Origin of the sequence: Alteromonas antoniana, assembly GCF_019249295.1 — a bacterium.
In the GTDB taxonomy this organism is placed as follows: domain Bacteria; phylum Pseudomonadota; class Gammaproteobacteria; order Enterobacterales; family Alteromonadaceae; genus Alteromonas; species Alteromonas antoniana.
This window is the reverse complement of sequence record NZ_JAESDH010000040.1, coordinates 1-26,361: the sequence shown is the minus strand read 5'-3', so window position 1 is coordinate 26,361 and position 26,361 is coordinate 1. Positions and strand designations below refer to the sequence as shown.

The following is a 26,361-nucleotide window of genomic DNA, read 5'->3' as shown; positions in this document are numbered from 1 at the left end:
AGTTTGTCTGATATTGGCATTCTGCATTCCTTTCAACAGGTTAAGAATGCCACTTACACAGATCTTTTTACACTCTCCCCGAAGGGTTAGATGGTTGAGAGCGTCGTTCAATAGCGAAGTCAACAATGTCGCGAGAGGTAATTCTACTGACAGTTAATTTTCCTAATTTGCAGCTGCTGATTTGCTTATAAGAATAAAGAGCTGTTCTGCACAGCGGCTTATCTGACGCTTGCTTCTTTTCTATATAACTTTGGATTAACTCAGTCAGTGTGCAGTCGACCAAGTCAAATGAAGCCAATTCAGTATTGTGCTCTACTTTATGCAAAGTTTGCTTTGCCCACTTTAGCGCTGCAGATTTCGTATGAAATGACTTAGATTTGGAGAATACAACCACACCTTTCGACTTCTCCCTAACACGAGCGAGGTAGGTATTTCCTTTTTTGTTTTCTCTTTTGCTTACCGTATAATGCGCCATCTCGGATGCCTTTTTGATCCCCTGAGCTGGCATTTTTGATCCCCCGAAAGTCCAAAATGTCGCATTTCGCGCCTTCTTTTCTTTCCGGGAAGAATGTTTTTTATTTGAATAAATGCCAATAAAAACAAGGTTTTAATGTGAATAGCAATAACTTGTCCGAATCACGCCGATTCTCAATCGCTCCAATGCTGGATTGGACCGATCAGCACTGCCGCTACTTTCTTCGTCTCATTTCGAAGCGTGCGTTGCTGTACACCGAAATGGTGACAACCGGCGCGATCATTTATGGTAAAGGCGACTACCTGGCATATAACGAAGAAGAACACCCTGTCGCATTGCAGCTGGGCGGCAGCGAGCCTGCGGATATGGCCCGGTGTGCCGAGATTGCGCAGCAGCGTGGTTACGATGAAGTGAATATCAATGTGGGCTGTCCGTCAGATCGTGTCAAGAACGGTAGCTTTGGCGCGTGCCTGATGGCGCAGCCAGAGGTTGTGGCTGAAAACGTAAAGGCGATGCAGGCCGTTGTGGATATTCCGGTGACCGTGAAATGTCGCATTGGCATTGATGATATGGACGAATACAAAGACTTTGCCCGCTTTATCGACATTGTCGCCGAGTCTGGCTGTGACACCTTCATTGTGCATGCTCGCAAAGCCTGGCTACAAGGGCTCAGCCCGAAAGAAAACCGTGAAATCCCGCCACTGAACTATCCGCGCGTCCACGAGTTGAAAAAAACGCACCCTGAACTGAATATCAGTATTAATGGCGGCATTAAATCGCTGGAAGATTCGAAAGCGCAGTTGCAACATGTTGATGGCGTGATGATGGGGCGTGAAGCGTATGCCAATCCATATATACTGGCATCGGTGGATCAGGATATTTTCGAGCAATCGACCCCGGTGATGACCCGCACTGAGATCGTACATGCCATGCAAGCGTACGTGGAAAGGCAGACAGATCAGTGGTTTAAGCCATGGCATGCGGCCCGCCATATGCTTGGACTGTTTCAGGGACAACCCGGTGGCCGAATCTGGCGACGCTACCTGAGTCAGAATGGTACCGGCAAAAATCCGGATCCCAACCTGCTGCTTAATGGTCTGGACGCCGTTATGACTGCACAGGAAAACGTCAAAGCCTTCAATGAATCTAAAGTTGGTTAAAAACGCTAAGCGGGTTGGTTAAAAAGGCTACTATTTATACTTTCGTCTGATCCGCTTCTCGTGCTCCTTTTTCAGCTTGTCTTTAAAACTATTTTAAATCAGTAGGTTACGATTTTTTTCAAGCTTGGCACACCTCTGGCTATATCTATACCGTAGCGACGACATGGCGTGGTCGCACTGACAGATACCAGAGGGAAACACATGAAAACTCAATCACTTATCGTGGCATCAGCATTGGTTTTAGGTTCTTTTAGTTCGCAGGTTAATGCGCAGGAATCAGGCCTTGAAAAATTCGTCGGTTACATGCTTAGCCAGACAGTCCAGATGACAAGCAATGAAATTAACCAGGGTGTGCAGCAAGTCGTCGCTAATACCTCGCACATGTTTGAGCTGGATGGAAAGGCAATCAGTGGATCGGTATCAGTAACTGATATTGCCAAAGCAGACAGCGAGAAAACAAAGTCACCTAAACAGGTTACTACTGAGTAACACTTTATGGTTCAGCAACTTAGTCTGCTAATCATAATGTTGATGCCCGTTGCTTCATTCGCATTAGGTGCATTACTTTTTACTACCCGTCGCCTGAGGTTTTTTACCCGAAGGACAAGTACGAGACAATCGACGACCAAGGGTAGCTACTCTCCATAGCAGATAACCACACTCTCTGGTTATCTGCTTTTTTATGCCTTCCGTTATCTCACTTTGCATTTCATCTTCCCTGCTTAGCTTTCCTTACAATTATGTTGCTCTGGCGGTGCGTGATTAGCCTGAAAATACACTCTGCTATTGCTGGTGCTTTTTCTCAGTGGAGTTATCCCAAAGTGAACGAAATCGCCCTTCCGGAAAACGTCTTTTTTATATGTTGTCAATTTCACTAATTCAGTTGGTCAAAATCACTAAATTGGATTTTGATTTATCACTGCTACGGTGTGTGACGCTACAATAAAAATAAAAAAAACCTATTAAAACAGTGGGTTAAATAATTGGCACGCCAGTTGTAATACCTTACCCAAGAAACAACATCATTGTTGATTATTTATCGAGAGAAGAAGGAAAGACACCATGAGCATGTTTTCAAGAATGACAGACATCGTACAGGCCAACATTAACGCCATGCTGGATAAAGCCGAAGATCCGGAAAAGGTAGTTCGCCTGATCATCCAGGAAATGGAAGAGACGCTGGTAGAGATCCGCTCTGAAGCGGCAAAGTTTATCGCTGAGCAAAAGCATCTTACCCGCCAGCTTGAGAAATGTGAGAAAGAAGCCGCTAACTGGCAGGAAAAAGCACAACTTGCCGTAGACAGAGACAAAGACGAACTGGCTCGTGCTGCGCTTGCCGAAAAGCAGCGTTACACACAGAAAGCCGAAGCGCTTCAGCAGCAATACGACACGTTAACTGAATCGCTGAGCAAATTGCAGGACGACACGGGGCGCTTGAACGCCAAATTGTCTGAAGCGAAAGCCAAACAAAAGTCACTGGTTTCTCGCAAACATTCTGCTGCGGTAAGACTGAAAGCGAAAAACGTGGAACACAGCAGCAAAATTGAAAATGCGATGTCACGTTTCGAACAATACGAGCAGCGCATTGATAATTTAGAAGCACAGGTTGATGCCTACGACATTACGTCGCACAACGGTGAAGCAAGCAGCCTGGAAGCGGAATTTAAAACCCTTGAAGGCAACGATGCGATTGATAAAGAGCTGGCTGAGCTGAAGAAAAAGAAAGCCGCTTAATTAGATCAACACTATTTACAAGCCCGCCGTCAGGCGGGCAGGAAAACGCAGGAGAAAGACTATGAAAATACCAACCTCAGGAAAACGTGTGTATCGGGATCTGGATAATGCCGTCGTTGCGGGTGTGTGCTCAGGCGTGGCGAAATATCTGGATGTTGATGCCGTCTGGGTACGGGGAGCGGCGGTAATCGCTATGTTCATGATGCCTGCTGTTACCCTGCTCGCTTATTTAGCCGCCGTATTTCTGTTACCACGGTGGTCATTATGAAACAGTTCATCATCGCCCTGGTGATTGGCCTGATACTGGTCAATTGCTTCGGGTCGCTGGTTGGAGACTGGTTCGGATTTCATATCATGATGGCCGAAGAATACCTGTCTCCCTGGGAGAATATTGTTGCGCTGTCTATAATAGCCGTTGTCTTTGTTATTGTAGGCTTTATAGTAGCAGTAAGTCTGGTGGGCACTCTGGTGATGGGCGCTCTCGCCGCGATTGTTGCTTTATTCGTGGTAGGCATCAGCGCATTTTGGCCAGTATTGTTGGTAATCGGCATTGTTTATGCCCTGCGCCGGAGTCACCGCCAATATGCCAGATAAGCCGAGGAGCTAATCAAAATCCCGCAATAACCCGTATGCCATCATCATGTTTACCTCCGCTTTTCGCGGAGGTTTCTATTAAGGAAGAACGAGGTACACATGAAGCAATACTTGAATGCAAAGTGGATAGGTCTGGCTGTTCTGGTCTTATTCGTAATTTTCTGGCTAATTGGTGTGTACTGGAGCTCTGAGCCCGATACGTTCAGCATGGAAGATAAGGTTCAGCAGGCATCAACCGGCTTTGACCATCAAACAGTGGCCGGTTACACCATGACAACGTCGCTAATTGAAGTAACCCGGACATTACTGGACAAGCCGGGGGGATATCTTTCCAACGACGTCATGCCGCCTAGCCTGTTTTTAGACAATATGCCAGCATGGGAATACGGTGCACTGGAGATGGTGAGAGACTTGTCGCGTTCCATGCGAAACGATTTCAGCCGTTCACAGTCACAATCTATTGAAAACAGCCTGCTGGCAAAAGCCCACCCCAAATTTAACCTCGATCACAGAAGCTGGGTGTTTCCGCCGGCCGAGTCTTCCTATCGGGACGGCATCAAGTTGCTTGAACAGTATCGCCAGCAACTGGTAGACAGAAGCGATGCCGACAGCCAGTTCTACACCCGCGCGGACAACCTGCGCGAGTGGCTTAAACAAATCGAGAAACGCCTGGGCAGTTATTCACAGCGCTTAAGCGCCAGTGTGGGCTCATCACGTTTAAACACCGATTTGGCAGGTGCACCCAACGCAAGGCAATCTACGCCATCTGCAGACCAGCGCATGGTAAAAACCAGCTGGTGGAAACTGGACGACAACTTCTATGAGGCACGTGGTGCTACCTGGGCCCTGCTGCATTTTCTAAAAGCCGTTGAAATTGAGTTTGCTGATGTGCTGGATGACAAAAATGCCCGCGTGAGCATCCAACAGATTATTCGCGAGTTAGAGGCGACACAACAAACGGTATACAGTCCTATGATTTTAAACGGGGGTGGCTTTGGTATGTTAGCTAATCACTCGTTAGTAATGGCGAACTATATTTCGCGTGCAAACGCTGCTTTAATTGAACTGTCAGAACTACTCAATCAAGGATAACACATGAAAAAATGCCTGACCGCAGCCGCTCTTGGCTGCGTTTTCTTTGCGTCTTCTGCGACGGCCGACACTATCGCAGGTGTGTACATTGGCGCTCAGGGCTGGAACACGTCAACATCTGGTGGTTTCGCTGATTCTTCTTCCACTGCAAATTTTAACTTCGATGATGAAACTAACGGGGCGGCGTATATTGCTGTAGAACATCCGGTGCCGTTTCTGCCAAATCTGAAAGTTAATTATACGGGACTGGATACCTCTGGTGTTACCAACCTTGAATCCAGTTTCACATTTGATGGCAATTTGTATACCGCGGAAAGTGATGTCACGACCAATGCCGATATCACCTCTACCGATATCATCCTGTATTACGAGCTTTTCGATAATGATCTTATCAGTTTCGATCTGGGTCTGAATGGTAAATATATTGATGGCACTCTGATAGTAGAAGATCAGGCCAGTAATACACGAGGTGTCGAGGAATTCTCTGGTGTTATCCCTATGGTGTACTCTCGTGTACAGGTAGGACTGCCGTTCACTGGTTTGGCAGCTTATGCTGAAGGCAGTTACTTAAGCTTTGACGATCATACACTTAGTGACTACCAAATTGCGCTGACATACTCGTTTATTGAGAGTCTCGCAGTAGATATGACATTACAATTGGGTTATAGAAATGTTCAGGTAGACATTGAAGATCTGGACGACGTCTATGCCGATATGGAGTATGACGGCGCCTTTGCCGGCCTCGAAATTCACTTCTAATTGCCAAAAGTGTGGTCTTAAGCACTTTCAGTAATAAAAAAGTTAGAATAGTTCTTTTCTCTTTCTAAGCAAACTCGTTAGCCTTATGTCCATCGTAATAAGGCTAATGAGTTATGTCAGAACAACCGAATCAACAATCTATCCCTGGTGCGGTCTTAAATGAGCAGCAGTGGAACGCGATCACGCAGGCAATTGCCGGCCTGAGCAAAGAACAGCTTACCTGGGTAAGTGGCTACATTGCAGGGATGGCTGCCAGTCAGGGCGGCGCGGCGCTGGCTCCTGTGACTGCGGCCGCAGCGCCTGCTAACAGCAATGTACTGACTATCCTGTACGGTTCGCAAACCGGCAATGCCAAACATCTCGCACAGGCGTTTCAGGCGAAAGCGGAAGCCGCAGGCTATAACAGCAAGCTGGTTAGCATGGCGGATTTCAAGCCTCGTAGCCTTAAAAGTGAAACGCATCTTGCAGTTTTTGTCAGCACCCATGGTGAAGGTGATGCACCGGATGACGCCATTGAGCTGCACGAATTTTTAGGCGGTAAAAAAGCGCCAAAAGTGCCTAATCTGAAGTACGCAGTATTGAGTTTAGGTGACAGCAGCTACGAGTTTTTCTGCCAGACTGGTAAAGACTTCGATTCACGCCTCGCTTCACTTGGCGGCACTGCGGTAATTTCCCGTGCCGATTGCGATGTAGATTATGAAGCGCAAGCTGAAAGTTGGTCGGACTCTCTAATCGAAGCGCTGAAAAGCGACTTTGACAGCGTACCTGCTGCATCTGTCGCCGCACAAACCGGCACTGCCGCCCAGACATTAGGCGCGACGTCTACCTATACGAAAAAGGCACCCTTTAAAGCCACGTTACTGGAGTCGCTGAAGATTACCGGTCGTGATTCGGTAAAAGACATTCGTCATATCGAAATCAGTCTGGAAGATTCCGGGATCACCTACAAACCGGGCGATGCGCTTGGTGTGTGGTTTAAGAACGCGCCTTCGTTGGTAGAGGCATTCTTAACGGAGCTGTCGCTTGATGGTAATGAGAAAGTCACTGTTGCTGACTCGGAAATCAGTCTTCACGACGCGCTCTCAGGCAAACTTGAGCTGACGTTGAGTTATCCGAATTTTATTAAAGCTTATCAGGCGGCAACAGGTTCTGAGTCGCTGGCAACGTTAATAGAAGACAAAGCCACGTTGCGCACGTACATGGCCGAGCGCCAGCTCATTGACATTGTACGTGATCATCCCGGAAAACTCAGTGCACAGGAACTGGTTGAGGCAATGCGACCGCTGACGCCACGCTTGTATTCGATTGCGTCGAGTCAGGCTGAAGTGGAAGACGAGGTACACCTGACAGTCGCGCATGTTGATTACGATGCCTTTGGTCATCGCCATCAGGGTGGTGCATCCGGTCATCTGTGTGAATATCTGGAAGAAGGTGGCGAAGTGGAGGTGTTTGTCGAGAGCAATGACAACTTCCGTTTGCCTGACGATCCCAACACGCCAGTAATTATGGTGGGGCCGGGCACAGGTATCGCACCTTTCCGGGCTTTCATGCAGGAGCGTGATGCACAGGAGGCCGAAGGCAAAAACTGGTTGTTCTTCGGTAACCCGCACTTTACTCAGGATTTTCTGTATCAGGTAGAGTGGCAGGGCTACGTGAAAGACGGTCTGCTGGATAAAATTACGCTGGCGTTCTCGCGTGATCAGAAAGAAAAAGTCTATGTTCAGCATCGTTTAAAAGAGCACGGTAAAGACGTGTTCGAGTGGCTCGAACAGGGCGCCCATTTTTATGTGTGTGGTGACGCTATGCATATGGCCAAAGATGTAGAAAATGCATTGCTGGAACTTATTCAAACTCACGGCAATAAGTCAGAAGAAGAAGCGAAAGCCTACGTTGTCGCGCTTCGCAAAGCCAAACGTTATCAGAAGGATGTATATTAATGAGTCAGGATAAATCCCCTTTTGTTGTCGAAGGCAAGCTGGCTGACAATGAGCGCCTGAAGCGTGAAAGCCGTAATTTGCGTGGCACAATTGAAGAAGACTTAAAAGACGATCTTACCGGTGGTTTCACGGCTGATAACTTCCAGCTGATCCGCTTTCACGGTATGTATCAGCAGGACGACCGCGATATTCGTGCTGAGCGCGCCAAGCAAAAGCTTGAGCCGCTGCATAATGTGATGTTACGTGCACGGTTACCAGGCGGTGTGATCACGCCTGAACAATGGCTGGTTATCGACAAGTTTGCGGAAGACCATTCCATCTACGGCAGCATTCGTCTTACTACACGTCAGACATTTCAGTTCCACGGTGTGTTAAAACCGAATATCAAACTGATGCATCAGACGCTGAATAAAACCGGTATCGATTCCATTGCTACCGCAGGTGACGTAAACCGAAATGTGCTTTGTACATCTAACCCGGTCGAGTCGCACATTCATGTAGAAGCCTACGAGTGGGCGAAGAAGATCAGTGAGCACCTGCTTCCGAAAACCCGCGCTTACGCGGAAATCTGGCTTGACGGTGAGAAAGTCGAAACCACTGAAACGCCGGTTGAGCCTATTCTGGGCGACAATTACCTGCCACGTAAGTTTAAAACCACGGTGGTGATCCCGCCGCAAAACGATGTGGATGTGCACGCCAACGATCTGAACTTTGTGGCTATAGCCGAAAACGGCAAGCTGGTTGGCTTTAACGTGCTGGTAGGTGGTGGGCTGGCCATGACGCACGGCGACCATTCAACTTATCCGCGTAAAGCTGACGACTTTGGCTTTATCCCGCTGGAAAATACACTGACGGTGGCTGAAGCTGTGGTGACTACGCAGCGCGACTGGGGTAACCGGGTAAATCGTAAAAATGCGAAAACCAAGTATACGCTGGAGCGCGTCGGCGTAGACAACTTCAAAGCCGAAGTGGAAAAGCGGGCTGGTATTACGTTTGCGCCAAGCAAGCCGTATGAGTTTACGCAACGAGGCGACCGCTTCGGTTGGGTAGAGGGGATCGACGGTAAGTTCCATTTGACCGTGTTTATCGAAAACGGTCGCATTCTGGATTATCCGGGCAAAACCCTGAAAACCGGCTGCGCTGAAATTGCCAAAATCCACAAAGGGGATTTTCGACTCACAGCGAACCAGAACCTGATCATTGCCGGTGTTCCGGCAGATCAAAAAGAAGCCATAGAAGCGCTGGCCAAAGAGCATGGCTTAATTCAGCCTGATACCTCGAATCAGCGCCTGGACTCTATGGCTTGTGTTTCATTACCAACGTGCCCGCTGGCCATGGCTGAGGCCGAGCGATATCTGCCTGATGCCGTAACCGAGCTGGAACGAATTTTAGCCAAGCACAACGTGGCGTCTGACAGCATCATCTTTCGTGTAACGGGCTGTCCGAATGGCTGCGGACGCGCCATGTTGGCTGAAGTCGGGCTGGTAGGAAAAGGACCTGGAAAGTACAACCTGCACCTGGGGGGAAATCGTGAGGGCACGCGTATTCCACGGATGTACAAAGAGAATATAGGCGAGCAGGAAATTCTGAACATTTTAGACGAGCTGATTGGCCGCTGGGCCGCCGAGCGTAACGACCAGGAAGCCTTTGGCGACTTCGTTATCCGTGCGGGCGTGGTGAAGCCGGTCGTCGACTCCGCAAGAGATTTCTATGACTAACACAGCAACCGCATTGTCTGAGCCGCTCTCTCTGTCTACGTCGCAGGCACAGCTGGATCAGATTAATGCCGAACTTGAAAAGATGTCAGCACAGGAACGTATTACCTGGGCAGTAGAAAACCTGCCGGATAATCACATCGTTTCTTCCAGTTTCGGTGCGCAGTCGGCGGTAATGCTTCATTTGCTGACACAGGTAAAGCCGGATATTCCGGTAGTGCTGACGGACACTGGCTATCTGTTTCCTGAAACCTATGGGTTTGTCGATACGCTTACGGAAAAGCTCGGGTTGAACCTGCAGGTCTATCGAGCGGATATCTCCGCGGCCTGGCAGGAGGCACGGTTTGGCAGATTGTGGGAACAAGGCATAGACGGTATTGAAAAATACAACCGCATGAATAAGGTAGAGCCTATGCAGCGTGCACTGAGCGAGCTGGGTGCGGGAACCTGGTTTGCCGGATTACGCCGCAGTCAGTCAGATTCGCGTGAGAAGCTACCGGTGCTTCAGAAAGTCGGGGGGCAGTTTAAGCTGTATCCCATTATCGACTGGAGCAACAAAGACTTACACTATTACCTGAAAGACAACGACTTGCCATATCACCCGTTGTGGGAGCAAGGATATGTGTCTATTGGTGACTGGCATACTACCCAGTCGCTGGAAGAGGGCATGAGTGAACAGGATACCCGTTTCTTCGGGTTGAAGCGCGAGTGTGGTCTGCACGAATTTGGCGACGGTATCTAAAACCAATTCGCAGTGATGTGTGCAAACATATCATGAGGGATTGGGATCACCTCGCATGCACCCAATCAGCCCGCGCAATAGTGACATCCGCGGGCTGCTCTTTTCTTTATGCTTAGTAAATCATCAGGTCTGTTATTGATAACGCATTTGCGTTACCAGGTGACGGCACCTCAGATAACTACATATCAAAAGCCGGTGAAAGCGCATTTCGCAGCGCTTCAATGTATTGACTATTATCATGCCGGGCAACCAGTTTGTATAACTCAGCGCCAACTGCGGTGAACTTGTAATACACCAGTGCCGTGCCGGCTTGTTTTGCCTGCAGTGTGAAATTCTCAGCGCCGCAGCGCCATTGTGTTTGCTGGCCTGGCTGAAACTCTCCACTCTCAATTTCGCTGGAAAAAATGAGCTTCATATCAATGAGTGCCAGCAGATCTGGGTAAGACAGGCCGTATACTGAAAGATTAAGTTGCGCAGGTGCTTGCCTTGCCAGTAATGACCACCAGTTTTTGCGTTGGTGATAGCCTACCAGTATTCGCGGGACCGTATCGCCCTGACGACGGCTGGCAATCGATACCGCCTTGCCAAACACTTTCGCATCACGCTGTGTCAGTGCCCGGAGTGTTTCCAGGCTACGCAGTGAAAAACTGCCTGGGTGACTTACTTCTACCGCAAAAATCTTTCCCCATAATTCCTGCATGGCCGGCGAATAAATATTTTCAGCCATCGCTGCAAAGGCAAAGAACCAATCCGGGTCTACTGACTCGGATTCGCGCTCGGCGACACTGACCGACAGTGCAATAGACAGTATTGACTGTAGGTTGCCAATTCGCTGAAGCTCCAGAATTTGCTTACGCCGATCAGACACCTGCTTTCTTTGTTTGCTGTCTGATAGTGGCATATCCGGACTGATACCGACCCGGGAGAACAGTGTAACCATTTTGTCTTTAGATGACGTTGCAGCCTCAGTTTTTGGCTGTTGCGGTTTCGCCGACTCTGACGCAATTTTTTTCTGCGATTCGGTTTGGTTAACCTTGTTGAGCGCGGATGCGAGATTATCGTTAGTGATCTTCATGTGGACTTCATTTGGTAACGCTGGTACAACAAGGTTGTTAGCATATATTCACACTATTGCATTGCCCCGATAACTTTGCAATTCCTGCAGGGGCGAGTAGGATGAATAGACTGGTAGTGAGGATAATCTAGAATATGTCGTCGGCTGGCTATGAAAATGATGAGCTAATCTTCCTGGACGAAGATGGACACACGGAACTTGATACGAAGGTATATAAAACCTGGAATATCCTGATCGTTGACGACGATGAGGAAATTCACACCGTTACGCGCCTGGCCCTTTCTGACCTAATCGTTAATGACCGGAAGCTAAACTTTTTGCATGCCTACTCTGGTGAGCACGCGAAAGAAATTCTTAATGAATACGGCAGAGAAATCGCTATTATTTTGCTGGATGTCGTAATGGAAACCGATGACGCCGGCTTCGATGTTGTCACCTACCTAAGGGAAAAACTGGAGCTGCCAGAGCCGCGAATCATTTTGCGAACAGGCCAGCCCGGATACGCGCCTGAAGAGCATGTCATTAAAACTTATGACATCAATGACTACAAAACGAAAACAGAATTAACCCGCGGTAAGCTTATGACGACGGTGATCTCGTCACTGCGTTCTTATCAGCAAATCCTGACGATTAATCAAAGTCGCCTTGGTCTTCAGAAAATCATCTCTTCTTCAGCTAATCTGCTTGAGGAGCATTCTGTTAAGGGCTTTTGTGAAGGTGTCGTTACGCAAATAAGTTCATTGATTGGCCTTGAAGCGGAAGGGTTAGTGTGTGCTAAAGCCGGCTCTGTGGTCGACAGAGATGATGACGGCGTTTACGTTCTTGGCGCAGCTGGAGATTTCGCCTCATTTATAAATGAGCCCATTGAAAATATTCATAACGACGAGATCATTGAGCATGTGAATCGTTGTCTGCGATTGAAACGTCATATTTACGAACCAAATTGCTCCATTCTTTACATCAACAGTTCTGGTTTTGAAGCTGCGGTTTATGTGAACATGAGCCGCGATATCAGCAAAATAGACAAAACCTTACTGGAAGTGTTTTTATCCAGTATTTCCGTTGGCTACGAAAACGTGAACTTGTTTCATGAGTTACGTAATGCTGCATTCCGGGACTATCTCACGCGCCTGCCTAACCGGAACGAATTCATCAACATGCTTGACCGGCCACATCTGCATAAAGCGGAGTCGCCCATCGTTGCGCTGGTGGATGTAAATCATTTCTCTGACATTAATGATGGATTAGGCCAGGATGCCGGAAATGAATTGCTCAAGGCGATAGCCCATCGCCTTGAGTCGCACTTTGAAAACTCGGTAAAATGTGCCCGTATTGGCGGTGACGTTTTCGGGGTTATTGGTGATGCATCGCTGGTCAACCCGGAAACTATCAATGGTGTATTTCAATCTTCCTTCCAGGCTGGTGATCATACGTTACCGGTAAATGTGACCATCGGCCTTTGTAAGTTGGAAGGTGAGCGTAATGTAGGTTTGGATATTCTCAAACGCACTAACATTGCATTAAATCGAGCAAAGAAGAATATCTCTGACAATTTTGAATATTTTGCACCAGAAATTGAAGAGAAAACCGCGTGGCGTTTGAACTTAATTCGTCAACTGCGAAACGATTTTGCTGATAGAAAGCTGGAGTTATGGTTCCAGCCACAAGTCGACCTGGTGAGTGAGAAAGTTATTGGCATGGAGGGCCTGCTGCGCTGGCCGGATGGTGAGGGTAATTTTATTTCGCCTGCGGTATTTGTTCCTCTGGCTGAATATTCGGGACTCATTGTAGACATCGGGCAGTGGGTGCTTGAAGAGTCCTGTCGACGAATCCAACAGCTTACTGCCGCCGGATACGATGATTTACGTGTTGCTGTGAATATTTCGATCCCGCAATTCCGCGATCGTTGCTTTGTAGATAAAGTGAAAGGTGCACTTGCCACCTGCAATTGCGATCCCCGAAGACTGGAGCTGGAAATTACAGAAAGCGTGGTAATGGATGAGCCGCAGATTGTTATTGATGCACTGCGGGCCTTAAAAGAATACGGCGTAGCGATCGCTATTGATGACTTCGGTACAGGCTTTTCATCAATGAGCTACCTGCAACAGTTGCCTCTGGATCGCCTTAAAGTGGATCGGTCATTTGTCAGTGATATTTCACCGGACAGAAATGCAGTGATTGCAGAAACCATTGTCACTCTGGGCAATAAACTGGGGCTGACAACCATTGCTGAAGGTGTTGAGAAGCGTGAGCAGGCCAGTTATATGATTAAGCTTGGCTGTGAGGAAGCACAGGGATACCTGTTTGCTAAACCGATGCCGTTTGATGATGTAATGGCATTTCTTAAAGAGAAGCAGTAATCAAACAACGTTCTGCGCGGCGAAATTCCGTATCTGACACCGGGTTACAAGAACGAAAAGTGTAGCCTTTAGGTAGGAGCGTCAAGGCTAAATACACTACCTCTTACGCACAGTGCTTTCACTTTCTTCTTTAGGAGTGGCAGTGTGATTTCTTCAAACCATGGATTTTGACGCAACCATCGGTTATTTCTGCCCGAAGGATGTGGCAGTACCATTATGTTGCGATCTGGGGTATTGTGGTGTTTGACGGCTTCAGTAAGCGTTTTGTATTCGGGCAGGTAGTAATGCTGCGCATAGCGTCCCACCAATACAGTAAGCTTGGCTGAAATCTCGCTGAGGAGGCGTTTATGCCAGGTCGGAGCGCATTCTTTTCTGGGCGGGGCATCTGCGCCACGCAGGTATCCCGGAAAGCAGAATCCCATAGGAATAAGCGATACGTATTGGCTGTCATAAAACGTATCCCGATCAATACCTAGCCAGTCACGTAATCGTGTGCCACTGGCATCGTTCCATGGGGTAGATGACTCATGCGCTTTAATGCCGGGAGCCTGTCCGATGATCACCAGTTGTGAGCTTGCAGATGCAGCCAGCACAGGGTTTGGCTTGTACGGTAAGTGTTCTTCACAAAGCCTGCACTGCCTGACTTCCTGCACCAGATTCGAAAAGCTTTTTTCAGAAAAACTCACAATATTTCACTCACTGTCACACTTCTGTCATAAACCTATGATCTAAAATTGACCAGCAGGCGTTTTTACTGTATCTTTATTCATAACAGTAATAGGTACTGTATCACAGGAGGAAAGACATGCGTAAAGTAGTACTAGGCTTAGCAATGCTATCGGCTATGGGTGTTGCGCATGCGGAATCTGGTTCTAACCAGCTTTTCGATTGCATGGATGCTGATACGTTCGAAATGAATAACCAATGTATGTCTGACAAAATCAGCAATAACATTCGTTTCCGCGATGCACAAACTGACCTGGTGAACACAGCAAAAGAGAACAATGGACAATATGCTATTGCTACCATGACGTTCGATCAGGAAAAAATGCAGATTGATATCGTTGCGCACAGAGAAGCGTTGAACGCACTGAATACTCTGGCGGCAAACCGCAAATAAGCATTTTACAGCATTAAGAAAAACCGGCAGTTTGCCGGTTTTTTTGTGTCTGGATATCCCTCTTCGCTGTGCCGGATTTCATATCTTTTTATTTGTCACAGCACCTACCTTTAATCAGGAACGGCACGGGTTCTTACAGGCCGAACCCGAACGCCATTTTGCTATGCATTAAAAAATACGATTTAACCCGTTTAATGCCGCAACCCGGTAAGCTTCAGCCATGGTAGGGTAGTTAAACGTGGTATTCACAAAATACTCAATGGTATTGCCGCCATCTTTTTGTTGCATAATGGCCTGGCCGATGTGAACAATCTCAGAGGCACGTTCGCCAAAACAGTGAATACCCAGTACTTCCTTTGTTTCCCGGTGGAACAGAATTTTGAGGCTGCCAACCTGAGTAGACGCAATCTGAGCACGAGCGAGATGTTTGAATTGGGCACGGCCGACTTCATAGGGCACTTTTGCCTGAGTCAGTTCCTGTTCTGTCTTACCCACGGAGCTGATCTCCGGGATCGTGTAAATTCCGGTAGGAATGTCTTCAACCAACGCAGAATGTGTTTCACCCTGCAGCATTGCTTCGGCGGCAAAACGTCCCTGATTGTAGGCAGCCGATGCGAGACTGGGATAGCCAATCACATCACCTACCGCATAGATGTTATCAACTTCGGTCTGGTAGTTCTTGTTTACACTAACCTGACCTCGTGAATCGGCTTTAATACCCACGTTGTCCAGATTAAGCATATCTGTGTTACCCGTTCTGCCATTAGCGAACAGCAGGCAGTCAGCTTTCATGCGCTTCCCGGATTCAAGATTCAGGATCACGCAATCATCTTTACCTTCTACTGACTTGTAGGTTTCTGTGTTACGGATAACAACGCCGTTATTCCATAAATGGTAGCTGAGGGCGTCAGAGATTTCAGTATCCAGAAAGGACAGTAGCCGGTCGCGCATGTTGACCAAATCAACCTTTACGCCCATCCCCCGGAATATACTGGCATATTCTGACCCTATCACTCCCGCACCATAAATTATGATTGATTTGGGGTCGTGATCCAGTGACAAAATGGTATCTGAGTTGTAGATACGCGGGTGCGTAAAGTCGATATCCGATGGGGTGTAAGGTCGAGAGCCGGTGGCAATCGCTATTTGTTTTGCCGTAATGGTGTCGCGGGAGCCATCTGCCCGTATGATTTCCAGTGAGTTAGCATCGATGAAGCTGGCCTCACCATGGTATAGCGTAACCCGGTTTCTGTCATAAAACGAAGAGCGTAGCCGTGTCTGTGCGCTGATAACGCCACTGGCGTGCTTCATAATTTCAGCAAAGGTCAGGTTACGGCTTACCCGGTTGTCGGCAAATAAAGGGGTGGTGTTGTATTCGATAAGACGACTGACTGAGTGTCTCAGCGCTTTTGAAGGGATAGTGCCCCAATGGGTACAACCACCACCAACCGATTCATATCGCTCGACGACGGCAACATTTTTGCCGGCTTTAGCAAGTTGCATTGCCACACCTTCACCACCGGGGCCGGTACCAATAACAATCGCGTCAAACTGGTATTTCGGAGTTGTGTTTTTGGCCGTCTTCTTGGTCATTACGATAAAGATCCTGTGACAGAGGGTAAAAAGAATAATATGACAAAATAAAGTCTAGCAAGTTTATGATCAGAAACAAAAAGTATTGCTAAACGCTAAACGCTAAACGCTAAACGCTAAACGCTAAACGCTAAACGCTAAACGCTAAACGCTAAACGCTAAACCCATGCGGAATCACCATCCGAAACACGACAACCGTAATTCAGGCAGCGCTGATGTTCTGTGGTAGGCAAAGAATAAACATGGTGCCTTCGTCTGATGAATCGAAAGAAATTTGCCCTTCCAACACCATGTTTACCCACTGATGGACCAGATGTAAGCCCAGTCCGGTATTGCCTTCACTGCGCGAGGTGGTAATGAACGGCTCAAATATGCGTTGTCTTACAGACTCACTCACACCAGAACCATTGTCCCTGACCGTAATCGTCACTTGTCCACTTTGTACCGTGGCATTCAGATTGATGTGTAAGTGCTTTTGCTCGGTAACCGCGTGGTCAATGCAGTTAGTGATCAGGTTTTGCAGAACCTGAGACAGCACGCCAGGGAAGCTTACCATGGTAATATGCTGTGGAACCGTCACATCAATTTGCGCTTGCCTCTTTTTAAGCAGCGGCCCTAACGAACGCACTAAGTCATCAATGCTACCAGCAAGGTCAAAACTAGCCGATTCTTCATTTCCCCGGTCTACTGCCAGGCGTTTGAAACGTTTGATTAAGTCACCAGAGCGGCCAAGATTATCCAGCGCTAACTGAGAGCTCTGTTGGCTATGCTCAAGATACTCCTCAAGGTCTCTTTTTGAGAGACCTTTATCGAGTTTTTTGATGATTTCCTGTGTACGCTGTTGAATGCTGCTTACCGACATCACGGCGCCTCCGACTGGCGTACTTAGCTCATGTGATACGCCTGCTACCAGAATACCTAACGAGGCCATTTTTTCGGCTTCGACAAGTTCATCCTGTAGCAACTTTTGTTGCTCGAGTGAGGTCGCCAGTTCCTTTTTGTCTTTTTCCAACTGGCGGCTTAACGCTTCCAGCGCGAGTTTATTGCGAAGTTCACGGGTAAACAGCAGTCCTCCGCCAACAAGAATAAGAAAAGCTAAACCAAGGGCGGGTAAAACCGCCTCTCTGTGCAGGCCCGCGAAAACATTACCGGGCGTTTTTACAAGAAAGTAGAGTGTAGTGAGCTGACCATCTTCACCGCTATTGAGTTGTAACGTATGTCCGCTATACACGTCATTTTCGGTGTTTCGGAAAAGCGCCACTGCAGGTCGGGTAGTCAGCGTTTGGAACAACTGGGGTTTATCCACTTTCAGGTTATGGGCTGGCGCATTAAGATCCGGTGACCATTCTTTAAAATCCTCATAGTGCAATATCCAGCGGTCCTCACCACTGGCAATAAGTAACCGGGCTTGTTCATTAGATAGTGACTTTAGCTGTTTGAATAGTTCAGTCATTGCGATATTGATAATCAAATACCCATCCCCCATAGGGTGATCGTCATTTGCTCGTAGTATGCCCCTGACGGTGGGCACGTAAGGGGTTTGTACTTGTCCGTTTTCTACATTCAAATCGATAGGAGACAAAAGCAGCTCCCCCGGCGCTAAATCAAGGGCTTGCTGAAAGTAGTATCGCTGGCTTTTATCCTGTAAAAATTCTGCCCGGATAACAATTTCATTGCTACCTTTAAAATCGACACGATATTGCTCGACACCGTCGGTTGAGAGCCAGCGTATTTGTGAAAGTGCAGAATGGCTTTCACCCACTCTTTGCAGTGCCTTGTTCACCATTGCACGTTCGTTTGCATTCCCAAGCAAATCCTGTAAGTGCGTGTCTAATAAGATGGTGCTTTGTCTGACATCACCCAACTCAGCATTGAACAAGCTACTGGCCTGTCCCAACAGATAGTTGTGCTCAGCAGCAATCTTCTGCAAAGCGCTCTCCAGCCGGACAAGATACAGGGTGTAACCAGCGGAAATCGAAAGAATGATGGCAAAGGACGCCATCCACCAGGTTGACGTCCTGCGCAGGGCGGATATGAGAGAATCAGGCATGAGCTTGCTGTTAGTGTTTTAGCCAGGCAATGCAGTCATCCAGAAACATAGGTTTTGCAAAGTAATACCCCTGACCATATTGATAGCCGTTTTCCAGTAGAAGCTGTCTCTGTTCTTCGGTTTCGACACCCTCTGCAATAATCTCAAAGTTAAAACGCTCGCCGAGTCGTCGCACCATATCACAAACAGCGGTGGCGGCTGCCGGGTCTGATCCTGTGAGCTGGGCGACAAAGCTTTGGTCGACTTTTAGCGTTGTTGCTGCCAGCTCGGTAATATGGGCAAGTGACGAGTAGCCCGTGCCAAAGTCATCAATATTGACTTTTACTCCCATTTCCAGAAGCTTTTCTAAAACCGGGTTCACTTCCTTGTAGTCTTCCATCGCCTGCGATTCAGTTAGCTCAATTTCAATCATGTTCGCTGGCACAAGCTGCTGATCAACAAGTTGTTGAAGGCTATCAATAAACGTTTTATTAGTAATGTCGCTGCAGGTGACATTGAAAGAAATCGGCACTAACACTCCTTGTCTTTGCAGTTCTTCCGCAGCCGAGAAGGTTTTTTTCATTACCAGAGCGTCAATTTTATTCATCAAGCCAGAGGCTTCAGCCAGCGGAATAAACTTTACCGGTGGCACCATTGTGCCATCTGGTTGTTTCCAGCGGATCAGCGCTTCCAGGCCGGTTGTTTTACCAGATCGCATATCGACTTTGGGCTGGAATGCCAACTCCAGGCCTACCTGATCGGCTATTGCCTGGTGTAGCTGACGAAGTAATTTGTAGCGTGCCTCTATCTCAGCAGGAAAGTCTGCGGCAAAAAAGCTCACCTGCTCGCCACGGTCGCGGCCAGTGGTAAGCGCCATCTCGCCAACGGTAAGGTACTGCTCCGGCGACAGGTCATCTACCAGTGCCAGATCTACCGCGCAAACATTTAACATCAGCTTATGCTCTAAGCCATTGATGTTAAGTGACTGCTCACTAAGGGCTTCCAGCTCCTGTGGGTTAGGCCGGTTATTCTTATGAAACAACAGCGCAAAGGAGTCGTCACCTGTCAGTGCAATGGAGTAAACCAACGGGCACTGATGGCGTAAGTTGGCCACCAGGGCTTCAAGTAAGGATTTAGTATATTCACGGCCCAGAGTGATTTCCGTTTCAGTAAAATTCTGAATGTCTACCAATACCATGACACTTCGCTGACGCTCTGATGACGTCATATTTTGCAGTTCACGGACCACCCAGTTACGGTTTGGAATGTGTAGGGTGTTGTCGAAATATGCCAGTGTTGAAAGCTTGTTGAGGAGTGCCAGGTTGGTAAAGCCGTTGGCAATGTTTTCACTGAATACCATCAGCAGCGTGACGTGACTGCTTTCCAGTTTTAGTGGAGACCGCACGATGATCAGGTAGTGCTGATTGTCGACGTGCGCAGTGGAAAAATACAGTACAGACCAGCCCTCAAAAAACTGATGCTCTTTTAACTCTAAGGCTCGATTGATGGTGTGTACTAACTGCGGATTTGATTTTCCGCCGTTGTCTACCTCAAGAAAGCCTGCCAGCGAGTTAGCAGGAATGTTGTCGAAGTCCCCGCTGGATGCAACCACAGGGCAGTGGGCCAGACTCGCGTTGTCAGGGCGGTACACACACACAATGCCACCACTTTGTCCGACGCCAATAACTTTACCCACTTCATCAAGCACGGTATGGGTGAATTCGTTTATTTCCTGTTTGCCGGTAATGCTGCGCGACGCATCAACAATCATCTGAAGACCGCGTTTGGCAACATAAAGCTCGGTAAGCGAAATGTAAGTTCTGAAGTTGCTGGTTACCAGTGTGCGGAGTTTATCTTCGGTTAAATCTACCTTGTTCCAGTATTCGTCAATGTCATATTCTTTCATCACATCCTTACGCGGCGCCATACCGGGTTGCCCGGTTAGCAAAATGACGCGGATTCTGTCATTACCCAGAATATTACGCACGGTGTTAACCAAAAAAAGGCCTGCATCGTCTTTTTCCATCACTACGTCGAGCAGGATAACACCTATGTCATCGCGTTCTGCAAGAATGCTGGCGGCTTCTGAAGCGGAGTTGGCGGTAAGTACATTTATCTTTTTGCCTTGCACCTTAAGCCCGTTAAGCGCCAGGACAAGAGAGTTTTGATACCCCTTATCGTCTTCCACGCTTAATAATGTGCAATCGCCGGAAATATGCTCATTTGAGTTTGCGAGCTCGTCTTCCGCAAATCTGAAGAGTACTTCGGCGTTGTGTTCCGTGCTTGCATTCCTGTGCATTTACTACCTCTTACCATCACTTAATGTGTTGTATATTAAAGTTTTATTGTTATTCACGAAATCCATACTAGTACAAATTTCGCAGGAAGGTAGCTAAATTCAATTAAATTTAATTGAGTATAAAAAAGTCCACACAGGGTGGACTTTATTCTTTAAGCAAACTGAAGCGACAAATCCTGAAGCCTTATCCATTTTTCCCGCTGCACTGCCAGTGCGTGTTTCAGCTCTTTATACTTGAAATCCAACTCGAACCGTTCGATGCTGCGTTTAAGGCATTTTTGCCTTACTGACATTAAACGCTTTTTGGTGGCGTAATACTCAGACATACGCTGCATCAGTAAGTCGTATTCGCTTTGAATCTTGGTAAGCACTTCCTCGGCATTTGGGAGTACCGAGGCCTTTTCGCTGGCACGCTGCAGTTGCATTGCTGCTTTCGCCTTCTCAATTCTTTCTTCAGGACACCGGCGCAGGTTTTTCGTCAGGCCAACGTAAGATAAACCGCGGATCAACCATTTCGTCGGGTCATACTGCCACCAACGAATACCGTTTCTGTAGTCGTATTCAAAGATGTGGTGGAAGTTGTGATAACCCTCGCCAAAAGTAAAGAATGCCAGAACGCCGTTATCTCTGGCTGTGTTCTTGTCGGTAAATGGTTGTGAACCCCAAAAATGCGCCAGCGAGTTAATAAAGAAGGTAACGTGATGAACCAGCACCAGGCGAAGGACACCTGCAACCAGGATCATGCCGAGGATGTCGCCGTTTAACCAGCCCAGAAAACCCGTTATGCCAAAGTTAGCAGCTAAAACGATAGCCAGGTAATGCTTGTGCTGCCACATGACTACCGGATCCTTTTGCAAATCGCGGCAGTTATTGTAATCGCTGTAGCGGTTAGCCTGGTATTCGCGCAACATCCAGCCGATATGGGCAAACCAGAGACCGCGCTTTGCTGAATAAGGGTCATCGTTAACATCATCCACATGACGATGATGAACACGGTGATCAGAAGACCAGTGAAGAATACTGTTCTGGAGCGCCATCGCGCCGCCTACAGCTAAGATGACTCTTACAACAATGTTTGCCTCATACGTCTTATGTGACCAGAGGCGGTGGTATCCCGCAGTGATTGACATGCCGGTAAAGAAAAACAGCACCGTTGCGCACGTTATTTCTACCCAATCGATTCCTACTGCGATAGCCCAGGCTGGAACACCGACAAATGCGATGAGCCCGGTGATAATAAAGACCAGGATGTTGGTCATGATTAAAGGTGGTTTTTTCATATTAAATCTCAGCTTACAACTGTACGCTAACTTATCGTTTTATGGCGGTGCGGGCAAGCGATATCGATAAATTGCGACCTAAGTTTAATGTGGCATGTTGCTGTGAACTTCAGATTCACTCTCCCCAGGGAACGCAGTGAAACCGTAGATATCCCGCTCGCTATTGTCCAGCCGAGTGCGTTACACTATGCGCATAAACAAGACAGGATGCAGATGTGAGTCGGCAGGAACAAAAACTTAAAACAAGACAAAATATCATCAATGGCGCATTCAGTTTGTTGGATGAGAACCGCAGCTTGTCGGCTATCAGTTTGCGTGAAGTCTCACGGGCAGCGGGCATAGCGCCAACCTCATTTTACCGTCACTTCAAAGACATGGATGAGCTGGGTTTGACCTTGGTAGACGAAGCCGGTCTGGCATTGCGTCAATTAATGCGTCAGGCAAGAAGACGAATTGCCTCCGGTGGCAGCGTAATTGGCACGTCCGTGGATACCTTCATGGAGTTTATCGCTGGCAATACCAATGTCTTTCGCTTACTACTGCGTGAACATACTGGTACGTCAGCTGCTTACCGCATGGCTGTCTTCAGAGAAATTCAGCACTTCATTGAGGAGTTAACGGACTACATTACTGAACAACTGCAGGTGGAATACAGCATCGCTAACATTCAGGCCGATGCTATGGTAAGGCTGGTGTTCAGTGCGGGTGCTGAAGCGCTTGAGGCGGATGCGCAGTTGCGTACGGAAATTGCTGACAGGGTCAAATCACAGTTGCGATTTATTCAACTGGGCGCTGCCGCAACCTTACTTACTGCCGCTTCCTGAAAATGCTGATGACAAGATGATGGTAGAGCAGTTCTGACCGTGACATTATTATTTGCGGCTTAGCTTCACCCCAGCTTCTATATGATGGGTGAAAGGGAATTGATCAAATAACGCGGCATCAGTGATGATGTGCGTTTCACACAACATGCGTAGATTGTCGGCCAGCGTTTCCGGATTACACGAAATATAAATTATATTGTCGTATTCCTGGATTTTACGAAGTGACTCGTCATCAAGCCCGGCGCGAGGTGGGTCGACCAGTACAGTAGAAAAGGTGTAGTCACTGAGATCGATTCCTTCAAGACGTGAGAAGGTTCTGGTACCTTTCATTGCCTCAACGAATTCCTCTGCAGACAGTCGCACAATTTTGACGTTATCCAGGTGGTTCGCTTCAATATTATATTGTGCAGCATTCACTGATGGCTTAGCGATTTCGGTCCCGATAACCCGGCGAAAGTGCGTTGCCAGTGGCATCGAGAAGTTGCCAGCACCGCAATACATCTCAAGTAAATCGCCTTGCAGCGATGATGATACATCCAGAGCCCATTCGATCATTCGGCAGTTCACTTCAGCATTTGGCTGCGTGAAGCTGTTCTCTGTGTGCTTGAAGACGAACTCTTTGCCGTTCACCGGAAGTCGTTCAATAATAAAATCATTGCCGATGATACGTTTTTGCTTGCGGGCACGGCCAATCAGACTCACCGGGAATAATTCACTCAGCTCTGTACGCAATTGCGTGGCCTCTTGTTCCCATTCATCGTCCAGCTGTTTATGGTAAAGCAGGCTAATGACCATCTCGCCAGACAGGCCTGACAGGTAATCAATCTGGAACAGCTTTTTGCGCAGTGTGGTATTGCCTCGTAATTTTTCCATCAGCACCGACATCATGGTGTTAATGCCTTTCGACGCAGGCAGAAACGAATCTACTCTATACTTCTCTTTGGTCTCTTGATTGAACATGATGTGGTAAAGGTCATCACCATCATGCCAAACGCGGAATTCTGCGCGCATACGGTAATGCACAGGGGCTGAGGCATATACACGTGGCGCCGGTGCATCGAATTCTGACAGTAAGCCAGTCAGCCTGGAAACTTTTTCGTCAAGTTGTGACTGATATTGCTGGTCTGTGGGAATGGTCATGATTACCTCTTTTGCCATGTGCGCCAAGGCTGCGCATTGTAGTGGCTTTTCTGTCTAGTGCAATGCCATAAGACATTATAGAACTGACAATTTGCATTAAAATTAAACAATTCCTCTGTGAGGCCGATAACATTGTTGAGGATAGTGAGGATCAAATTATGAACGTGGGTCAAATCAAGGCGTTTCTTGGTGACCAAAAAGCTTCTGTGCACCCGGAAACTGCGCTAAAGAAACAATTACAGGAAGAAGGCTTGCGCCAGGCCGCAGAGTTTAAACAATCGCAGTCAACAGCAGTGAGTGTAAGCAGCTCAAATACGGCTATTGGTCTTAAGATATTCAGTGGTTCATTGTCTCAGGCGGTGAAGCTTGATGGTAAACAAGCGCCTGAAGAAAAGCCGGATAAAGCTGAAGATAAAAATAAATCGCTGTTTGATTTTGAGAAAGTGGCCCGCAATGTGATGCGCTTCGTTGGTGGTGTCATTGAAGGTGCTGCGCGCGGTGGTGCCGATCAGGAAAAGCTGAATAGTCTGTTTTCTCAGGCTCGCGAAGGTGTCGCCAAAGGTATAGCAATGGCTGAAAAAGACATTGGCAGCTTTATGAATGATGAAATCAAAGAGGGAATTGACCGTAGCCGCAATTTAATCAATGACAGAATTGATTCGCTGGAAAAGCGGCTGTTAGGTGGTGATGACGCAAGTGCGGTAAATAGCGTCAGTGCTTCGCTGGTAGCTGGGGCTAGTGATAGCCGCTCTGGCAACATCCTGATTCGTACTCGCGACGGAGATGAATTGACGCTGAGTTTCGAGAGCCTTCGACAGTTTCAGTTTGCCCAGCAGACCCAGGTAACCTCGTCAGCGTCCCAAACTACAAATAATGAAGGCGACAATACCGGCGCGGGTATTTCTGAGACAACCTCACAAACGTCTCTGTATCAGTACTTCGAGAGAAGTGGCATCAGCTTTTCACTTAACGGAGAGCTTGATGAGGACGAGATGAAGGCTATTGCCGACCTGGTAGGCAAAGCAAACGATTTGGCAGATACGTTTTTTGCCGGTGATATGGATAAAGCGTTTGAGGAAGCCTTAGCGCTCGGATTTGATGACAAGGAGCTGGTTGGTTATGCACTTCAGCTCAATCATACAAAGCAATCTCAGGTAGTAGAAGCCTATGAAAGTATCCAGCACTACCGGGACGATAACGCTGACGCCAATAAGTACGGAAATGTAGTCAGTCCCATCTCGCAATATATGGATAAGATGATGGACACGATGAATAGTGCGGGTGAGAAACTACAAAGCGGGGAAGATTACAGCAATCTGATTGCCGGTATTATTAATAAGATGGAAGACGTTCAGGTACCCGATCTGCTTACGGCGATAAACCGGTTCCACACTTTCAATCAACGATTACTGGATGCCATGCCGGGCAATGAACCGGTCACTGCTGAACCAGAGCCAGACAAACAGGAAAATGCATAAATAAAAAAGCCCGGTAGTTACCGGGCTTTTTGTTTCCTTATTGATCTGTCACTTTATCTTTGGCGGGACGAACCTTTAACGTCCTTTCTAAGAAGATAGAATCATTCAGCTTCGCAATGGTACCGTCAACGTCGTCGGTCTCCACTTCTATAAAGCCATATCCTTTTCGTTTTCCAGTCCGTCGGTCTTTCATTAATCGAACTGAGTGAACTGGAAGGAAGCCATCGAAATACTCTTTCACTGCATCTTCATTCGCTTTATACGGAAGATTCCCTACATACAATGTAGTGACATCTGAATCTGCTGATGTGTTGTCCTTGTCAGAAACTGACTTTGATGAGTTAAACAATGAAGCTAACCATGGAGTAAGAATACCACTTAACAGTAATGACGCTGACACTGTTATTGGCAAACTTGTATTCAGGCTAGCAGACGAAAAAACCAGATAACCGGCTACTGCAAATACCGCGCTAATCACTGCGCATTGAATAAAGCCTACTTTCATATACCTACCTTATATTGTTTTTTATGATCATTGGAGGCTGTATGTAGTTTACTCATTTGTAACAAAATGGACAATGCTTACTGAAAACCCTATACGAAAGTGCAAGAAATAAGAGGTTTTGTACCTAAAATAAGCGTTATGGTGACAAATTAGGCTTAAACATAAAAAAATGAAAAAAGGTGTTGATCTTTATAATTCGGAAAGTACAATGCGCTCCACGTTCTGAGGGGGCTTCGGCAAACAAAGAACACGGCAACGAAAGCGGTTCAAATCAAAATTAGAAACTTTGAAAAAACCCTTGACACTGCCACTGAGGAGTGTAAAATGCGCGCCTCGCTTCGGGAGGGGTTCGAAGCAACGCTGACTCACTAAAGTGGCTCAGCAAGACCAAAAGAAATTTTGCGAGCAAAATGTTTTTTGGTCAAACGTTCTTTAACAATTTATAACAAG

At 47.4% G+C, this 26,361-nt stretch carries 23 protein-coding genes; 14 read left to right on the top strand and 9 right to left on the bottom strand.

Features of this window, described 5'->3' with window-relative positions:
* Positions 1-67: 67 nt before the first annotated feature.
* Entirely contained in the window at positions 68-475 is a 408-nt protein-coding gene (locus JKP77_RS20850; protein WP_218313107.1) for a hypothetical protein, read from the bottom strand.
* 137 nt (positions 476-612) lie between these two features.
* On the opposite strand from JKP77_RS20850, the gene dusA reads away from it, so the two are divergent.
* The 10 genes from dusA to JKP77_RS20800 all read left to right on the top strand — a co-directional run bounded on the left by dusA (position 613) and on the right by JKP77_RS20800 (position 10,208).
* Positions 613-1,635 (top strand): tRNA dihydrouridine(20/20a) synthase DusA, encoded by a 1,023-nt coding sequence (gene dusA, locus JKP77_RS20845; protein ID WP_218313106.1) that lies wholly within the window; start codon positions 613-615, stop codon positions 1,633-1,635.
* Positions 1,636-1,836: 201 nt separating this feature from the next.
* Positions 1,837-2,124, top strand: coding sequence for a hypothetical protein (locus JKP77_RS20840; protein WP_218313105.1), 288 nt, complete (start codon positions 1,837-1,839; stop codon positions 2,122-2,124).
* Between the two features lie 573 nt (positions 2,125-2,697).
* Positions 2,698-3,369, top strand: coding sequence for a phage shock protein PspA (gene pspA / locus JKP77_RS20835; RefSeq protein ID WP_218313104.1), 672 nt, complete (start codon positions 2,698-2,700; stop codon positions 3,367-3,369).
* 61 nt (positions 3,370-3,430) lie between these two features.
* Positions 3,431-3,637: a PspC domain-containing protein gene (locus tag JKP77_RS20830; RefSeq protein WP_218313103.1), complete on the top strand. Its 207-nt coding sequence runs from the start codon at positions 3,431-3,433 to the stop codon at positions 3,635-3,637.
* Positions 3,634-3,963 (top strand): hypothetical protein, encoded by a 330-nt coding sequence (locus JKP77_RS20825; RefSeq protein ID WP_218313102.1) that lies wholly within the window; start codon positions 3,634-3,636, stop codon positions 3,961-3,963. Before JKP77_RS20830 ends, JKP77_RS20825 begins: the two co-directional genes overlap by 4 nt.
* A gap of 99 nt (positions 3,964-4,062) precedes the next feature.
* Positions 4,063-5,055: a DUF2333 family protein gene (locus JKP77_RS20820; protein ID WP_218313101.1), complete on the top strand. Its 993-nt coding sequence runs from the start codon at positions 4,063-4,065 to the stop codon at positions 5,053-5,055.
* A 3-nt stretch (positions 5,056-5,058) separates the two neighbouring features.
* Positions 5,059-5,814: a TIGR04219 family outer membrane beta-barrel protein gene (locus tag JKP77_RS20815; RefSeq protein ID WP_218313100.1), complete on the top strand. Its 756-nt coding sequence runs from the start codon at positions 5,059-5,061 to the stop codon at positions 5,812-5,814.
* A 113-nt stretch (positions 5,815-5,927) separates the two neighbouring features.
* Positions 5,928-7,751, top strand: coding sequence for an assimilatory sulfite reductase (NADPH) flavoprotein subunit (locus JKP77_RS20810; RefSeq protein WP_218313099.1), 1,824 nt, complete (start codon positions 5,928-5,930; stop codon positions 7,749-7,751).
* Entirely contained in the window at positions 7,751-9,469 is a 1,719-nt protein-coding gene (gene cysI / locus JKP77_RS20805; RefSeq protein WP_218313098.1) for an assimilatory sulfite reductase (NADPH) hemoprotein subunit, read from the top strand. Before JKP77_RS20810 ends, cysI begins: the two co-directional genes overlap by 1 nt.
* On the top strand, positions 9,462-10,208 hold the full coding sequence (locus JKP77_RS20800) for a phosphoadenylyl-sulfate reductase (RefSeq protein ID WP_218313097.1): 747 nt from the start codon (positions 9,462-9,464) through the stop codon (positions 10,206-10,208). The genes cysI and JKP77_RS20800 overlap by 8 nt, the downstream gene beginning before the upstream one ends.
* 178 nt (positions 10,209-10,386) lie before the next feature.
* On the opposite strand, the gene JKP77_RS20795 is transcribed toward JKP77_RS20800, so the two are convergent.
* Positions 10,387-11,283: a TIGR03899 family protein gene (locus JKP77_RS20795; protein WP_218313096.1), complete on the bottom strand. Its 897-nt coding sequence runs from the start codon at positions 11,281-11,283 to the stop codon at positions 10,387-10,389.
* Between the two features lie 134 nt (positions 11,284-11,417).
* Between JKP77_RS20795 and JKP77_RS20790 the strand changes: the two genes are divergently transcribed.
* Complete coding sequence (locus JKP77_RS20790; protein WP_218313095.1) at positions 11,418-13,643, top strand: bifunctional diguanylate cyclase/phosphodiesterase; 2,226 nt, start codon at positions 11,418-11,420, stop codon at positions 13,641-13,643.
* A 68-nt stretch (positions 13,644-13,711) separates the two neighbouring features.
* Here the strand turns inward: JKP77_RS20790 and JKP77_RS20785 are convergent, their stop codons facing one another.
* Positions 13,712-14,329, bottom strand: coding sequence for a uracil-DNA glycosylase family protein (locus JKP77_RS20785; RefSeq protein ID WP_218313094.1), 618 nt, complete (start codon positions 14,327-14,329; stop codon positions 13,712-13,714).
* 119 nt (positions 14,330-14,448) lie between these two features.
* Between JKP77_RS20785 and JKP77_RS20780 the strand changes: the two genes are divergently transcribed.
* On the top strand, positions 14,449-14,763 hold the full coding sequence (locus JKP77_RS20780) for a pyridine nucleotide transhydrogenase (RefSeq protein WP_218313093.1): 315 nt from the start codon (positions 14,449-14,451) through the stop codon (positions 14,761-14,763).
* Positions 14,764-14,931: 168 nt separating this feature from the next.
* Here JKP77_RS20780 and sthA read toward each other — a convergent pair whose 3' ends face one another.
* The 4 genes from sthA to JKP77_RS20760 form a co-directional block, all read right to left on the bottom strand.
* Complete coding sequence (sthA, locus tag JKP77_RS20775) at positions 14,932-16,356, bottom strand: Si-specific NAD(P)(+) transhydrogenase (RefSeq protein ID WP_218313092.1); 1,425 nt, start codon at positions 16,354-16,356, stop codon at positions 14,932-14,934.
* A 202-nt stretch (positions 16,357-16,558) separates the two neighbouring features.
* The gene (locus JKP77_RS20770; protein WP_218313091.1) at positions 16,559-18,406 is read right to left on the bottom strand and encodes a sensor histidine kinase; all 1,848 of its coding nucleotides are present in this window, start codon (positions 18,404-18,406) and stop codon (positions 16,559-16,561) included.
* Between the two features lie 10 nt (positions 18,407-18,416).
* Positions 18,417-20,684: a sensor domain-containing phosphodiesterase gene (locus tag JKP77_RS20765; protein WP_218313090.1), complete on the bottom strand. Its 2,268-nt coding sequence runs from the start codon at positions 20,682-20,684 to the stop codon at positions 18,417-18,419.
* 152 nt (positions 20,685-20,836) lie between these two features.
* Entirely contained in the window at positions 20,837-21,964 is a 1,128-nt protein-coding gene (locus JKP77_RS20760) for an acyl-CoA desaturase (RefSeq protein ID WP_218313089.1), read from the bottom strand.
* A 215-nt stretch (positions 21,965-22,179) separates the two neighbouring features.
* Here JKP77_RS20760 and fabR point away from each other — a divergent pair, with 215 nt between their 5' ends.
* Complete coding sequence (gene fabR, locus JKP77_RS20755; RefSeq protein WP_218313088.1) at positions 22,180-22,788, top strand: HTH-type transcriptional repressor FabR; 609 nt, start codon at positions 22,180-22,182, stop codon at positions 22,786-22,788.
* 48 nt (positions 22,789-22,836) lie between these two features.
* Here the strand turns inward: fabR and trmA are convergent, their stop codons facing one another.
* Positions 22,837-23,928: a tRNA (uridine(54)-C5)-methyltransferase TrmA gene (gene trmA, locus JKP77_RS20750; protein ID WP_218313087.1), complete on the bottom strand. Its 1,092-nt coding sequence runs from the start codon at positions 23,926-23,928 to the stop codon at positions 22,837-22,839.
* 158 nt (positions 23,929-24,086) lie between these two features.
* Here trmA and JKP77_RS20745 point away from each other — a divergent pair, with 158 nt between their 5' ends.
* A complete protein-coding gene (locus JKP77_RS20745) occupies positions 24,087-25,406 on the top strand; it encodes a DUF5610 domain-containing protein (RefSeq protein WP_218313086.1) in 1,320 nt (439 codons plus the stop codon).
* Between the two features lie 37 nt (positions 25,407-25,443).
* Here the strand turns inward: JKP77_RS20745 and JKP77_RS20740 are convergent, their stop codons facing one another.
* On the bottom strand, positions 25,444-25,911 hold the full coding sequence (locus JKP77_RS20740; RefSeq protein ID WP_218313085.1) for an RNA recognition motif domain-containing protein: 468 nt from the start codon (positions 25,909-25,911) through the stop codon (positions 25,444-25,446).
* Positions 25,912-26,361: the final 450 nt, after the last annotated feature.

Coding starts and splice junctions, on each gene's coding strand:
- trmA (WP_218313087.1), bottom strand. CDS start 23,928: ATGACCATTCCCACAGACCAGCAATATCAGTCACAACTTGACGAAAAA.
- sthA (WP_218313092.1), bottom strand. CDS start 16,356: ATGACCAAGAAGACGGCCAAAAACACAACTCCGAAATACCAGTTTGAC.
- JKP77_RS20850 (WP_218313107.1), bottom strand. CDS start 475: ATGGCGCATTATACGGTAAGCAAAAGAGAAAACAAAAAAGGAAATACC.
- JKP77_RS20740 (WP_218313085.1), bottom strand. CDS start 25,911: ATGAAAGTAGGCTTTATTCAATGCGCAGTGATTAGCGCGGTATTTGCA.
- JKP77_RS20820 (WP_218313101.1), top strand. CDS start 4,063: ATGAAGCAATACTTGAATGCAAAGTGGATAGGTCTGGCTGTTCTGGTC.
- JKP77_RS20790 (WP_218313095.1), top strand. CDS start 11,418: ATGTCGTCGGCTGGCTATGAAAATGATGAGCTAATCTTCCTGGACGAA.
- JKP77_RS20795 (WP_218313096.1), bottom strand. CDS start 11,283: ATGAAGATCACTAACGATAATCTCGCATCCGCGCTCAACAAGGTTAAC.
- JKP77_RS20770 (WP_218313091.1), bottom strand. CDS start 18,406: ATGCCTGATTCTCTCATATCCGCCCTGCGCAGGACGTCAACCTGGTGG.
- cysI (WP_218313098.1), top strand. CDS start 7,751: ATGAGTCAGGATAAATCCCCTTTTGTTGTCGAAGGCAAGCTGGCTGAC.
- JKP77_RS20830 (WP_218313103.1), top strand. CDS start 3,431: ATGAAAATACCAACCTCAGGAAAACGTGTGTATCGGGATCTGGATAAT.
- pspA (WP_218313104.1), top strand. CDS start 2,698: ATGAGCATGTTTTCAAGAATGACAGACATCGTACAGGCCAACATTAAC.
- JKP77_RS20780 (WP_218313093.1), top strand. CDS start 14,449: ATGCGTAAAGTAGTACTAGGCTTAGCAATGCTATCGGCTATGGGTGTT.
- JKP77_RS20800 (WP_218313097.1), top strand. CDS start 9,462: ATGACTAACACAGCAACCGCATTGTCTGAGCCGCTCTCTCTGTCTACG.
- JKP77_RS20810 (WP_218313099.1), top strand. CDS start 5,928: ATGTCAGAACAACCGAATCAACAATCTATCCCTGGTGCGGTCTTAAAT.
- JKP77_RS20760 (WP_218313089.1), bottom strand. CDS start 21,964: ATGAAAAAACCACCTTTAATCATGACCAACATCCTGGTCTTTATTATC.
- JKP77_RS20765 (WP_218313090.1), bottom strand. CDS start 20,684: ATGCACAGGAATGCAAGCACGGAACACAACGCCGAAGTACTCTTCAGA.
- JKP77_RS20745 (WP_218313086.1), top strand. CDS start 24,087: ATGAACGTGGGTCAAATCAAGGCGTTTCTTGGTGACCAAAAAGCTTCT.
- JKP77_RS20815 (WP_218313100.1), top strand. CDS start 5,059: ATGAAAAAATGCCTGACCGCAGCCGCTCTTGGCTGCGTTTTCTTTGCG.
- JKP77_RS20825 (WP_218313102.1), top strand. CDS start 3,634: ATGAAACAGTTCATCATCGCCCTGGTGATTGGCCTGATACTGGTCAAT.
- JKP77_RS20840 (WP_218313105.1), top strand. CDS start 1,837: ATGAAAACTCAATCACTTATCGTGGCATCAGCATTGGTTTTAGGTTCT.